The sequence below is a fragment of the Stutzerimonas stutzeri genome, assembly GCF_000590475.1.
GTDB classification, from domain to species: domain Bacteria; phylum Pseudomonadota; class Gammaproteobacteria; order Pseudomonadales; family Pseudomonadaceae; genus Stutzerimonas; species Stutzerimonas stutzeri_D.
The window spans coordinates 3,590,902-3,604,086 of sequence record NZ_CP007441.1; the positions used below are offsets into that span (position 1 = coordinate 3,590,902).

7 protein-coding genes, 2 tRNA genes and 3 rRNA genes are annotated in these 13,185 nt (G+C 55.1%); 1 reads left to right on the plus strand and 11 read right to left on the minus strand.

Going from position 1 to position 13,185, the window contains the following annotated elements; genetic code table 11:
- Window positions 1–554 precede the first annotated feature (554 nt).
- From rrf to CH92_RS16345, 11 genes are all read right to left on the minus strand, one after another.
- Window positions 555–670, minus strand: a 5S ribosomal RNA gene (gene rrf / locus CH92_RS16295).
- Between the two features lie 155 nt (window positions 671–825).
- Window positions 826–3,716 (minus strand): 23S ribosomal RNA (locus CH92_RS16300).
- 253 nt (window positions 3,717–3,969) lie between these two features.
- Window positions 3,970–4,045: transfer RNA gene (locus CH92_RS16305), tRNA-Ala, on the minus strand.
- A 30-nt stretch (window positions 4,046–4,075) separates the two neighbouring features.
- A tRNA-Ile gene (locus tag CH92_RS16310) sits at window positions 4,076–4,152 on the minus strand.
- Between the two features lie 91 nt (window positions 4,153–4,243).
- Window positions 4,244–5,780, minus strand: a 16S ribosomal RNA gene (locus CH92_RS16315).
- The 16S, 23S and 5S rRNA genes sit together here with 2 tRNA genes alongside, the layout of an rRNA operon.
- Before the next feature lie 586 nt (window positions 5,781–6,366).
- Window positions 6,367–6,975: a protein-methionine-sulfoxide reductase heme-binding subunit MsrQ gene (gene msrQ, locus CH92_RS16320; RefSeq protein ID WP_025242835.1), complete on the minus strand. Its 609-nt coding sequence runs from the start codon at window positions 6,973–6,975 to the stop codon at window positions 6,367–6,369.
- A complete protein-coding gene (msrP, locus tag CH92_RS16325) occupies window positions 6,975–7,985 on the minus strand; it encodes a protein-methionine-sulfoxide reductase catalytic subunit MsrP (protein WP_025242836.1) in 1,011 nt (336 codons plus the stop codon). The genes msrQ and msrP overlap by 1 nt, the downstream gene beginning before the upstream one ends.
- 57 nt (window positions 7,986–8,042) lie before the next feature.
- Window positions 8,043–8,876 (minus strand): CDP-diacylglycerol--serine O-phosphatidyltransferase, encoded by an 834-nt coding sequence (gene pssA / locus CH92_RS16330; protein WP_025242837.1) that lies wholly within the window; start codon window positions 8,874–8,876, stop codon window positions 8,043–8,045.
- A gap of 149 nt (window positions 8,877–9,025) precedes the next feature.
- Window positions 9,026–10,042: a ketol-acid reductoisomerase gene (gene ilvC / locus CH92_RS16335; protein WP_025242838.1), complete on the minus strand. Its 1,017-nt coding sequence runs from the start codon at window positions 10,040–10,042 to the stop codon at window positions 9,026–9,028.
- 46 nt (window positions 10,043–10,088) lie between these two features.
- Entirely contained in the window at window positions 10,089–10,580 is a 492-nt protein-coding gene (ilvN, locus tag CH92_RS16340) for an acetolactate synthase small subunit (protein WP_025242839.1), read from the minus strand.
- 2 nt (window positions 10,581–10,582) lie between these two features.
- A complete protein-coding gene (locus CH92_RS16345; protein ID WP_025242840.1) occupies window positions 10,583–12,307 on the minus strand; it encodes an acetolactate synthase 3 large subunit in 1,725 nt (574 codons plus the stop codon).
- A gap of 401 nt (window positions 12,308–12,708) precedes the next feature.
- Between CH92_RS16345 and CH92_RS16350 the strand changes: the two genes are divergently transcribed.
- On the plus strand, window positions 12,709–13,149 hold the full coding sequence (locus CH92_RS16350) for a DUF4124 domain-containing protein (protein ID WP_025242841.1): 441 nt from the start codon (window positions 12,709–12,711) through the stop codon (window positions 13,147–13,149).
- Window positions 13,150–13,185 lie beyond the last annotated feature (36 nt).

Consider the following 13,185-nt stretch of genomic DNA (forward strand, 5'->3'; position numbering starts at 1 on the left):
TTTTCCATACTGGTGAGTTTCATCCCAAGGACCTGGCCGCACTGATCGCAGCTCCGCTACGCATTGGATGTCTTCAAGCGCGTCTATTTTTAGCAGCTGCCTCTTTAACCTTCCCCCAAATCGGCCATTCGCAGACCTGCACACACTGGACGGGAGCGAGTGCTTCGCTGGGACCATGTCAGCTCCTGCCAAAATCCAAAACCACGCTTCAGTAGCATGACGATGCCTGCCTTGGGCGCGATGCTTCGATGTATTAATGCCCTCGGATACGCTGCCTATGTAGGCTTTCGGACGAATCAAAGCGGATAGGGTGCGCTTAGGTACCACGGACGCGGCTTGCCCTGCTCGCGGTGTAATCATTTGAAGACATCGCAAAGCTCGGCGCGGATTTAGCCTAGAGCGGGCTCTGAAGCTGGGCCGAGCGCCTTCCGGGTTGCTGACCGGAGCTGGGCTCTGCTCGACCATTGCAGGCGGCCCAAAGCCAAGCTCCTTTTTTCGGCTGCCCAAAGACAAACCCCCGGCCATCTTACGATGATCAGGGGTTTGGTGTAGAAGCTTGACGATGACCTACTCTCACATGGGGAGACCCCACACTACCATCGGCGATGCGTCGTTTCACTTCTGAGTTCGGGATGGGATCAGGTGGTTCCAACGCTCTATGGTCGTCAAGCAATTCGGTTGGGGAGTCGGTGTTGAGTCGCTTCCCCTAATTGGGTATGTGATGGTGCTTCGATGTGGCTTTCGCTTTGCGAGCGATGCGTCTTTTCGGTTTGTTTGTCGACTTCAACCGTCTGACACGCAAACATCAAATTGTTTGGGTGTTATATGGTCAAGCCTCACGGGCAATTAGTATGGGTTAGCTCAACGCCTCACAGCGCTTACACACCCCACCTATCAACGTCGTAGTCTTCGACGGCCCTTCAGGGAGCTCAAGGCTCCAGTGAGATCTCATCTTGAGGCAAGTTTCCCGCTTAGATGCTTTCAGCGGTTATCTCTTCCGAACATAGCTACCCGGCAATGCCACTGGCGTGACAACCGGAACACCAGAGGTTCGTCCACTCCGGTCCTCTCGTACTAGGAGCAGCCCCTCTCAAATCTCAAACGTCCACGGCAGATAGGGACCGAACTGTCTCACGACGTTCTAAACCCAGCTCGCGTACCACTTTAAATGGCGAACAGCCATACCCTTGGGACCGGCTTCAGCCCCAGGATGTGATGAGCCGACATCGAGGTGCCAAACACCGCCGTCGATATGAACTCTTGGGCGGTATCAGCCTGTTATCCCCGGAGTACCTTTTATCCGTTGAGCGATGGCCCTTCCATACAGAACCACCGGATCACTAAGACCTACTTTCGTACCTGCTCGACGTGTCTGTCTCGCAGTCAAGCGCGCTTTTGCCTTTATACTCTACGACCGATTTCCGACCGGTCTGAGCGCACCTTCGTACTCCTCCGTTACTCTTTAGGAGGAGACCGCCCCAGTCAAACTACCCACCATACACTGTCCTCGATCCGGATAACGGACCAGAGTTAGAACCTCAAAGTTGCCAGGGTGGTATTTCAAGGTTGGCTCCACGCGAACTGGCGTCCACGCTTCAAAGCCTCCCACCTATCCTACACAAGCAAATTCAAAGTCCAGTGCAAAGCTATAGTAAAGGTTCACGGGGTCTTTCCGTCTAGCCGCGGATACACTGCATCTTCACAGCGATTTCAATTTCACTGAGTCTCGGGTGGAGACAGCGCCGCCATCGTTACGCCATTCGTGCAGGTCGGAACTTACCCGACAAGGAATTTCGCTACCTTAGGACCGTTATAGTTACGGCCGCCGTTTACCGGGGCTTCGATCAAGAGCTTCGCTTGCGCTAACCCCATCAATTAACCTTCCGGCACCGGGCAGGCGTCACACCCTATACGTCCACTTTCGTGTTTGCAGAGTGCTGTGTTTTTAATAAACAGTCGCAGCGGCCTGGTATCTTCGACCGGCATGAGCTTACGGGGTAAACCCTTCACCCTCACCGGCGCACCTTCTCCCGAAGTTACGGTGCCATTTTGCCTAGTTCCTTCACCCGAGTTCTCTCAAGCGCCTTGGTATTCTCTACCCAACCACCTGTGTCGGTTTGGGGTACGGTTCCTAGTTACCTGAAGCTTAGAGGCTTTTCCTGGAAGCATGGCATCAACCACTTCTCCTTCTAAAAGAAGGATCGTCATCAGTTCTCGGCATTAAGATCCCGGATTTACCTAAGATCTCTGCCTACCACCTTAAACTTGGACAACCAACGCCAAGCTGGCCTAGCCTTCTCCGTCCCCCCATCGCAGTAACTAGAAGTACGGGAATATTAACCCGTTTCCCATCGACTACGCTCTTCAGCCTCGCCTTAGGGACCGACTCACCCTGCGTCGATTAACGTTGCGCAGGAACCCTTGGTCTTTCGGCGTGCGAGTTTTTCACTCGCATTGTCGTTACTCATGTCAGCATTCGCACTTCTGATACCTCCAGCAAGCTTCTCAACTCACCTTCACAGGCTTACAGAACGCTCCTCTACCGCTCAACTTACGTTGAACCCGTAGCTTCGGTACCTGGTTTGAGCCCCGTTACATCTTCCGCGCAGGCCGACTCGACTAGTGAGCTATTACGCTTTCTTTAAAGGGTGGCTGCTTCTAAGCCAACCTCCTAGCTGTCTGAGCCTTCCCACATCGTTTCCCACTTAACCAGGATTTTGGGACCTTAGCTGACGGTCTGGGTTGTTTCCCTTTTCACGACGGACGTTAGCACCCGCCGTGTGTCTCCCGTGCTGACACTTGCTGGTATTCGGAGTTTGCATCGGTTTGGTAAGTCGGGATGACCCCCTAGCCGAAACAGTGCTCTACCCCCAGCAGTGATACACGAGGCGCTACCTAAATAGCTTTCGAGGAGAACCAGCTATCTCCGAGCTTGATTAGCCTTTCACTCCGATCCACAGGTCATCCGCTAACTTTTCAACGGTAGTCGGTTCGGTCCTCCAGTTAGTGTTACCCAACCTTCAACCTGCCCATGGATAGATCGCCCGGTTTCGGGTCTATTCCCAGCGACTAGACGCCCTATTAAGACTCGCTTTCGCTACGCCTCCCCTATTCGGTTAAGCTCGCCACTGAAAATAAGTCGCTGACCCATTATACAAAAGGTACGCAGTCACCTAACAAAGTAGGCTCCCACTGCTTGTACGCATACGGTTTCAGGATCTATTTCACTCCCCTCTCCGGGGTTCTTTTCGCCTTTCCCTCACGGTACTAGTTCACTATCGGTCAGTCAGTAGTATTTAGCCTTGGAGGATGGTCCCCCCATATTCAGACAAAGTTTCTCGTGCTCCGTCCTACTCGATTTCACTTCTAAGACCTTTTCGCGTACAGGGCTATCACCCACTATGGCCGCACTTTCCAGAGCGTTCCGCTAAAATCAAAGAAGCTTAAGGGCTAGTCCCCGTTCGCTCGCCACTACTAAGGGAATCTCGGTTGATTTCTTTTCCTCAGGGTACTTAGATGTTTCAGTTCCCCTGGTTCGCCTCACACACCTATGTATTCAGTGTGTGATAACCATCTTATGATGGCTGGGTTCCCCCATTCAGACATCTCCGGATCACAGTCTGCTTGCCGACTCCCCGAAGCTTTTCGCAGGCTACCACGTCTTTCATCGCCTCTGACTGCCAAGGCATCCACCGTATGCGCTTCTTCACTTGACCATATAACCCCAAGCAATCTGGTTACTGTCTAATAACGTGAAGACGACATTCGCCGAAAATCCGCATTTCACTCTTTCGAGCAACTCGCAAATTTTACCTTGACTTGAATAACTACCAGTGAAAGTAATTACCCAAATCTACTTCTATCACATACCCAAATTTTTAAAGAACAGTTACTGGCGCAAAGACCAGAAATCAATACGCTCCATCCGGAACGGATTCATTTCTGTGCTTTCAGCGATTATCGAGTTAATGGTGGAGCCAAGCGGGATCGAACCGCTGACCTCCTGCGTGCAAAGCAGGCGCTCTCCCAGCTGAGCTATGGCCCCATCTACAGATCGGCCACATCCCATGACAATTGGTGGGTCTGGGCAGATTCGAACTGCCGACCTCACCCTTATCAGGGGTGCGCTCTAACCAACTGAGCTACAGACCCAATCGTCTCTCTCGGGTCGAAACCCAATCGCTTTTCGCTAGTGAATCAAGCAATTCGTGTGGGAACTTATGAAGAAGCTGAAGTCTTCGATTAAGGAGGTGATCCAGCCGCAGGTTCCCCTACGGCTACCTTGTTACGACTTCACCCCAGTCATGAATCACTCCGTGGTAACCGTCCTCCCGAAGGTTAGACTAGCTACTTCTGGAGCAACCCACTCCCATGGTGTGACGGGCGGTGTGTACAAGGCCCGGGAACGTATTCACCGTGACATTCTGATTCACGATTACTAGCGATTCCGACTTCACGCAGTCGAGTTGCAGACTGCGATCCGGACTACGATCGGTTTTATGGGATTAGCTCCACCTCGCGGCTTGGCAACCCTTTGTACCGACCATTGTAGCACGTGTGTAGCCCAGGCCGTAAGGGCCATGATGACTTGACGTCATCCCCACCTTCCTCCGGTTTGTCACCGGCAGTCTCCTTAGAGTGCCCACCATAACGTGCTGGTAACTAAGGACAAGGGTTGCGCTCGTTACGGGACTTAACCCAACATCTCACGACACGAGCTGACGACAGCCATGCAGCACCTGTGTCAGAGTTCCCGAAGGCACCCATCCATCTCTGGAAAGTTCTCTGCATGTCAAGGCCTGGTAAGGTTCTTCGCGTTGCTTCGAATTAAACCACATGCTCCACCGCTTGTGCGGGCCCCCGTCAATTCATTTGAGTTTTAACCTTGCGGCCGTACTCCCCAGGCGGTCGACTTAATGCGTTAGCTGCGCCACTAAGATCTCAAGGATCCCAACGGCTAGTCGACATCGTTTACGGCGTGGACTACCAGGGTATCTAATCCTGTTTGCTCCCCACGCTTTCGCACCTCAGTGTCAGTATTAGCCCAGGTGGTCGCCTTCGCCACTGGTGTTCCTTCCTATATCTACGCATTTCACCGCTACACAGGAAATTCCACCACCCTCTGCCATACTCTAGCTTGCCAGTTTTGGATGCAGTTCCCAGGTTGAGCCCGGGGCTTTCACATCCAACTTAACAAACCACCTACGCGCGCTTTACGCCCAGTAATTCCGATTAACGCTTGCACCCTTCGTATTACCGCGGCTGCTGGCACGAAGTTAGCCGGTGCTTATTCTGTCGGTAACGTCAAAACACTAACGTATTAGGTTAATGCCCTTCCTCCCAACTTAAAGTGCTTTACAATCCGAAGACCTTCTTCACACACGCGGCATGGCTGGATCAGGCTTTCGCCCATTGTCCAATATTCCCCACTGCTGCCTCCCGTAGGAGTCTGGACCGTGTCTCAGTTCCAGTGTGACTGATCATCCTCTCAGACCAGTTACGGATCGTCGCCTTGGTGAGCCATTACCTCACCAACTAGCTAATCCGACCTAGGCTCATCTGATAGCGCAAGGCCCGAAGGTCCCCTGCTTTCTCCCGTAGGACGTATGCGGTATTAGCGTTCCTTTCGAAACGTTGTCCCCCACTACCAGGCAGATTCCTAGGCATTACTCACCCGTCCGCCGCTGAATCAGGAAGCAAGCTCCCTTCATCCGCTCGACTTGCATGTGTTAGGCCTGCCGCCAGCGTTCAATCTGAGCCATGATCAAACTCTTCAGTTCAATACTGCTTGGGTTTTGAGAAAACCCTAAACTTGGCTCAGCAATCGCAATCTCTTCTCCTAAAAGAAGAGCACTCAATGATTTCTCGTTGAGTATTTGTGATGCTGATAATCTTGCTGACCACCAGTCTTACCTCACAAGCACCCACACGAATTGCTTGATTCAGTTGTTAAAGAGCGTTTCGATCAAGCCTTTCGTCTCAACCGAGGCCGCGCATTCTACAGCAGCCTTTTGTCTCGTCAAGCTGTTTTTGAAGAAGTTTTTCTTTCTTCTCAACCGCTTGCGCTTCCGATCAACCTAGCGTCTCTCGTCAGCGGGAGGCGAATCATACAGCGTCCAAAAGCGCTGTCAACCACCTCTTTCACCGCTTCCGATCAACCTGACCGAAGCTGCCAACAGGCCTCAACCACCACCCTGTCAGCCCGGCGCATTCTACTCGAATTCGCCGTCCGTGCAAGCCTTTTATTTAGCTAACTTCTTGATTTACAAGAGGTTTTGCCAACAGCCTGCGCCGGAGAAGGTGCGCATTATAGGCACTCAGAATCTCACGTCAACGGTTGTTTTCAGTTTTGTTTCAATCAATGGATCACTCGCTTTGCCTTGCCTTGCCGCGGCTAGCGAGCTCCCTTTCTACCAATGGCAACCGCGCTAGCAGCAAGGCAGCAGCAACCGTGGCATAAAGTGCCCATCGCCCAGCGTCGGCCCGCACGACCCACAGCATGTGCAGCAGTACGATCAGGACAATCGGATAAACGAGCCGATGCAGTTTCTTCCAGCGCTTGCCTAGCCTGCGCATGCTCCATCGCGTAGATGTCGCAGCCAGCGCCGACAACCCCAGCCAGGCAATCGCACCCACTGCGATATAGGGACGCTCGACAAGCTCATCCATAAAGCCCGTGAAATCGAGGCCTAGCAAGAAATAGAGATAGGCCGAGAGATGCAAGAGTGCATAAGCGAACGACCACAATCCCAACTGGCGGCGGAACGCAATCCAACCTGACCAATGGGTTAACCGCTGCAATGGGGTCATAGTGAGCGAGCACAACAGCAAAACCAATGCGCCCTGCCCAAGGTTATCCACCAGCACTTTGCCAGGGTCGGGTCCCAGCGCAGCAGTAGCGCCCAGGTACAGCCAGTAGCACGGCACGCTCGCGGCGGCTAGAAACAACAACAGTCGCCACCATGGGTAGCGCATCAATAGTCCTCACTCAAATCCATTCCGGCATACAGGCTCGAAACTTCCTCGGCGTAACCATTGAATGGAAGCGTCGGTCTGACGTTGGGGCTAAACAGGCTGCCAGGCAGGCGTCGCTCCCTCGCCTGGGACCACCGAGGATGGGATACGTCGGGATTGACGTTGGCGTAGAAACCGTACTCTTGAGGCGCCATGGTCTGCCAGGTAGTTGCTGGCTGTTCTCGAACGAAGCTGATGCGCACGATGGACTTGATGCTTTTGAACCCATACTTCCACGGGACGATCAAGCGAAGAGGCGCACCGTTCTGGTTTGGCAGCACCCGGCCATACATACCGACGGCCATCAAAGCCAGTGGATGCGTCGCTTCGTCCATCCGCAAGCCCTCAACATAGGGCCAGTCGATCAGAGAAAAGCCAGTACGCATACCTGGCATTTGGCCGGGTCGAGACAAAGTCTCGAAGCGTACGAACTTCGCATTTGAGGTTGGTTCCAGTCGCCGGATCAGCTCAGCTAAAGGAAAGCCCAACCAGGGAATGACCATCGACCACGCCTCGACGCAGCGCAAGCGATAGATACGCTCCTCAAGCCGGGGCGTCGCAAACAGATCTTCGACGGAGTAGGTCCGTGGGTTCGCCACTTCACCATCAACCACGATTGTCCAGGGCTCGGTCACGAGCTCGGGGGCATGAGCCGCTGGGTCCCCTTTGTCCGGGCCGAATTCATAGAAGTTGTTGTAGTGCGTAGCATCGCGATAGGGGGTGATGGACTCCCCTTCCACAACGGATGCCTCCCAGTTCGTGTCGCCGAGCTTGTCATCGAACCACGTAGGTGCATCGGCAGCGTCGACACCCTCGTAGCGCCCGCCTGCTGCAAACGCCAACGGTGGAAAGCCGGTAACGGCAACAGACAATGCAGCGCCTTGCAGCATTTGCCGGCGATTCAGATAGAGGGATTCAGGAGTTACCTCGGATTCACGGCAGTCGCTGCGACGAGGGATCTTGATAAACATGATGTGCTCCGCTGCCTAATGGCTGGGCCTTCAATAGACAGCGGATCACCCAAGAAATCAACTTTCGGCGCGCTTGCGGCGACGCATCAAAAACTGCACTGGCCCGGACACGGCATACGCAAGGAAGATCAACAACAGAATGCGCGGCGGATCGCTGAACACGACCGCGAAGACCAGCACCACTACCAAGATCGCTACGAAGGGCACCCGGCCTTTGAGATCGAGATCCTTGAAGCTGTAGTACTTGATATTACTGACCATCAGCAAGCCGGCCACCGCGACCAGCAACGCAAACAGCATTACCACGGCGATTGGCAAATCCACCCCGCGGATGCCGGGCTCGTCTAACGCCCACACCGCCCACACCGAGCCGGCGACCACACCGGCGGCCGCCGGGCTGGCTAGACCGATAAACCAGCGCTTGTCGACTTTACCGATCTGCGTATTGAAGCGCGCAAGACGCAGCGCGGCGCAGGCCACGTAAATGAACGCGACGGTGAGACCTACGTTGCCCAGCCCCGATAACGCCCACTCGTAGGCTAGCACCGCAGGCGCCAGACCGAAGGCGACCATGTCGGACAGCGAGTCGTACTCGGCACCGAAAGCACTCTGGGTATTGGTCAGGCGCGCAACCCGGCCATCTAGGCTGTCCAGCACCATCGCCACGAACACCGTGGCGGCGGCGACGTAAAAATTACCGTTGATCGCCGTAATGATGCAAAAAAAGCCGGCGAACAAATTGGCAGTGGTGAACAGGTTTGGGAGCAAATAGATGCCGCGATGGCGCACTTTGCGCCCTTCGGAATCCTGGATTTCTTCGACATGCTCATCAATCGGCAGCAAGCTCTCCGGCTCGACTGGCTTGTTCGGCTCTTCAGGATGCTCACTCATTCGGCTCTTACCTTACAGCAGGTGTGAATAATTTCGACAGACCCTGGCACCACGGGTTCAGCCAGGCGTCAGCAGCGGTTTATACCAGAAGCGGACAGACCTAACGAAAAAACGCGGCCGAGGCCGCGTTTTTTTTAGCAGAACCTATATCAGTTCTTGCTCTTGTCCACGATCTTGTTAGCAGCGATCCAAGGCATCATGGAACGCAGCTTCTCACCGACCACTTCGATGCCGTGAGCGGCATCGTTGCGGCGATAGGCCGTCATCGATGGATAGTTGGAAGCGCCTTCGGTGATGAACATCTTGGCGTACTCGCCGTCCTGAATACGCTTGAGTGCATTGCGCATTGCGGCGCGAGATTCAGCGTTGATGATCTCCGGGCCAGTCACGTACTCACCGTACTCGGCGTTGTTGGAGATCGAGTAGTTCATGTTGGCGATGCCGCCTTCGAACATCAGGTCGACGATCAACTTCAGCTCGTGCAGGCACTCGAAGTAAGCCATTTCCGGCGCGTAGCCTGCTTCGACCAGCGTTTCGAAACCGGCTTTGACCAACTCCACGCAACCACCACACAGAACGGCCTGCTCGCCGAACAGGTCAGTTTCGGTCTCATCCTTGAAGGTGGTTTCGATGATCCCGGTACGGCCACCGCCGACACCCGAGGCGTAAGAAAGCGCGACGTTCTTGGCGTTACCCGATGCATCCTGGTAAATGGCGATCAGGTCGGGGATGCCGCCACCTTTGACGAACTCGGAGCGTACGGTGTGGCCTGGAGCCTTCGGCGCGATCATGATCACGTCGAGATCAGCACGCGGCACGACTTGGTTGTAATGGATCGAGAAGCCATGAGCGAACGCCAGGGTGGCGCCCTTCTTCAGGTTCGGCTCGATCTCGTCACGATACAGGCTGCCCTGGAATTCATCGGGGGTGAGGATCATCACCACATCGGCAGCAGCAACGGCAGCAGCAACGTTATCGACCTTCAGGCCGTGGGCTTCGGCCTTAGCCACCGACGGGGAGCCTGCGCGCAGACCGACAGTCACGTCGACGCCGGAATCCTTCAGGTTGCAAGCGTGAGCATGGCCCTGGGAGCCGTAGCCAATGACCGCAACCTTTTTGCCCTGGATGATGGAGAGGTCGCAATCTTTATCGTAGAAAACTTTCATGGAATTACCCCTGTTACTGGCCGCTCGGGCCATTCATTAAATAGGTTCAGATGCTCAGCACTTTGTCGCCACGGGAAATTCCGGTGACACCGCTGCGCACGACTTCCAGGATCGACGCGGTACCGACGGCCTGGATGAAACTGTCCAGCTTGTCGGTCGTACCGGCCAACTGGATGGTGTACACGTTGGCCGTCACATCGACGATCTGGCCTCGGAAGATGTCCGTGGTGCGCTTGACCTCCGCGCGCTGCGCCCCGGTGGCCTTCACCTTTATCAGCATCAGCTCGCGCTCGATGTGCGCGCTTTCCGACAGATCCACCAGCTTGACCACCTCGATCAGCTTGTTGAGATTCTTGGTGATCTGCTCGATCACCTCCTCGTGGCCAACGGTGGTCAGCGTCAGGCGCGACAGGGTCGGATCTTCGGTCGGTGCGACGGTCAGGCTTTCGATGTTGTAGTTGCGCTGGGAGAACAGACCAACCACACGGGACAGGGCACCTGGTTCGTTTTCCATCAGCAGGGAAATGATGTGTCTCATGATCAGGTCCGCTCCGTCTTGCTGAGCCACATGTCGCGCATCGCGCCGTCTTTGATCTGCATCGGATATACGTGCTCGCTGGTATCGACGGCGATATCGAGGAAGACCAGGCGATCCTTCATGGCGAACGCCTCTTCCATCTTCGGCTTGAGATCTTTCAGGTCGGTGATGCGCATTCCCACATGCCCATAGGCCTCGACCAGCTTGACGAAGTCAGGCAAGGACTCCATGTAGGAATGCGAGTAGCGGCTGTCATACATCATGTCCTGCCACTGGCGGACCATTCCCAGCGCACCGTTGTTGAGATTGATGATCTTGACCGGCAGGTCGTACTGCAGGCAGGTCGACAGCTCCTGGATGTTCATCTGGATGCTGCCTTCACCAGTTACGCAAGCAACATCAGCCTCGGGGAAGTTGAGCTTGGCACCCATGGCAGCAGGAAAGCCGAACCCCATCGTGCCGAGACCGCCTGAGTTGAGCCAGCGGTTGGGTTTGTCGTATCGGTAATACTGCGCTGCGAACATCTGATGCTGGCCAACATCTGAGGCGACGTAAGCCTCGCCGTTGGTCACGTCGCAAAGGGTTTCGATGACTGCCTGCGGCTTGATGATGGTGCCGTCGCCCTTGTCATAAGGGAACAGGCCGCGGTTGCCGCGCCACTCCTCGATCTGCTTCCACCAGCTGGCAACGGTATCGGCGTTTGGCGTCTGACCGATCTCCTTGACGATCGCAACCATCTCTGTGAGGACGCTATCCACCGGGCCAACAATCGGGATGTCAGCTTTGATGGTCTTGGAAATCGAGGCCGGATCGATATCGATATGGATGATCTTGGCATTCGGGCAGAACTTAGTTGCCCCATTGATCACTCGATCATCGAAGCGCGCGCCCACCGCCAGAATCACATCGGAATGATGCATCGCCAGGTTCGCGGTGTAGCTACCATGCATGCCGAGCATGCCGACGAACTGACGATCACTGCCCGGATAGCAGCCGAGCCCCATCAGCGTGTTCGTCACCGGCAGGTTGAGCATTTTCGCCAGCTCGGTGAGCTGTGGCGATGCGCCCCCCATGACCACACCACCACCGGCGTAGATGATCGGGCGCTTGGCCGCCAACAGCAATTCCGCTGCTTTGCGGATCTGTCCCGAATGGCCGCGTACCGCTGGGCTGTAGGAGCGCAGCTTGGCCTTTTTCGGATAGACGTATTCGAACTTATCGGCGGGATTGGTCATGTCCTTCGGAATGTCAACGACAACCGGGCCAGGGCGGCCAGACTGAGCCAGGTAAAACGCCTTCTTCATCACTTCGGGAATCTCCGAAGGATGCTTGATCATGAAGCTGTGCTTAACGATCGGTCGGGAGATGCCGATCATGTCAGTTTCCTGGAAGGCGTCGGTGCCGACCATGTTGCTGGCGACCTGACCGGAGATCACTACCATTGGAATCGAGTCCATGTAGGCGGTAGCGATGCCGGTGATGGCATTGGTTGCGCCCGGACCGGAGGTCACCAGGACAACACCCGCCTTGCCGGTAGCGCGCGCATAGCCGTCTGCCATGTGAGTAGCGGCTTGCTCATGGCGAACGAGGATGTGCGTGACTTCCTTTTCCTTGAACAGCGCATCATAGATGTGCAGCAAGGCGCCGCCCGGATAACCGTAGATGTACTTAACGCCTTCGTCACGCAAGAAGCGGACGACCATTTCAGCGCCGGATAAAAGTTCCACGTTGTTCACCTCTAAAACGCCAGATAGCCGCTCCGCGTCGGACCGGCCAGAAATAGGTTTACTGCGAGACAGCGCATGGGCGACGGTGATCGCCGACTACGTCAGCTGCTGACTAGCAAGTACTAGGAAAGCCCCAAAGTGTTGCGGGGCGCTCCTCCCAGCGCGAGGTAACGCGTTGCGGGTGTTACAAGTCGGCGCGGGTGTGCACCTCATGAATGACTGAACGGATCGTTTAACCGGTCGATCAGAACAGCAAGCATGGAATTGTTCGGATTAGACTCGGCCAAGTCAAGCCCACTGTTGGTCTTCCGGCTGTTTCAGCTGTGATCCAGCGCAGAATGGAGTTGCTCAGCTTTTGCGTATAGTAATGGCTTGGTTCTGCATCCATAGAAGGGATTAGCATGCGTTTGACGATTCTCGCGGGCGGTCTGCTGCTTGCATTGAGCAGCAGTGTCATGGCCAGCCAGGTTTACAAGTGGGTGGATGCCCAAGGTGTTACCCATTTCGGCGCTCAGCCGCCACAGGGCCAATCCGTCGAAACGCTCAATACCGCGACTCCACCACCCAGGCCTGCCGCAGCAACGACAGCAACGCCTGAAGAGCCCGAGCCGTCGGGAGAATCCGAACAACGCAAGATTGATCGCCAGGTGAAGCAACAGGTGGCTGAGCAGGAAACAGAACGGCAACGCTACTGTACGACGCTGCGGACCAATCTGGCGCAACTGCAGAACAATCCACGAGTGCGCATGGAAGAGAAAGGTGAAATGCGCCGGCTAAACGAAGAAGAACGTCAGGCGCGCATCAGCGAGACCCAACAGAAAATCACTGACACCTGCGACTGAGGGAAACGGATTCAACGTCAGCCTCCCGGCAGGCGT

Bases quoted from the DNA above. Each gene is read 5' to 3' on its own strand.
- CH92_RS16350 (WP_025242841.1), top strand. From the start codon at position 12,709: ATGCGTTTGACGATTCTCGCGGGCGGTCTGCTGCTTGCATTGAGCAGC.
- msrQ (WP_025242835.1), bottom strand. From the start codon at position 6,975: ATGCGCTACCCATGGTGGCGACTGTTGTTGTTTCTAGCCGCCGCGAGC.
- ilvN (WP_025242839.1), bottom strand. From the start codon at position 10,580: ATGAGACACATCATTTCCCTGCTGATGGAAAACGAACCAGGTGCCCTG.
- ilvC (WP_025242838.1), bottom strand. From the start codon at position 10,042: ATGAAAGTTTTCTACGATAAAGATTGCGACCTCTCCATCATCCAGGGC.
- pssA (WP_025242837.1), bottom strand. From the start codon at position 8,876: ATGAGTGAGCATCCTGAAGAGCCGAACAAGCCAGTCGAGCCGGAGAGC.
- msrP (WP_025242836.1), bottom strand. From the start codon at position 7,985: ATGTTTATCAAGATCCCTCGTCGCAGCGACTGCCGTGAATCCGAGGTA.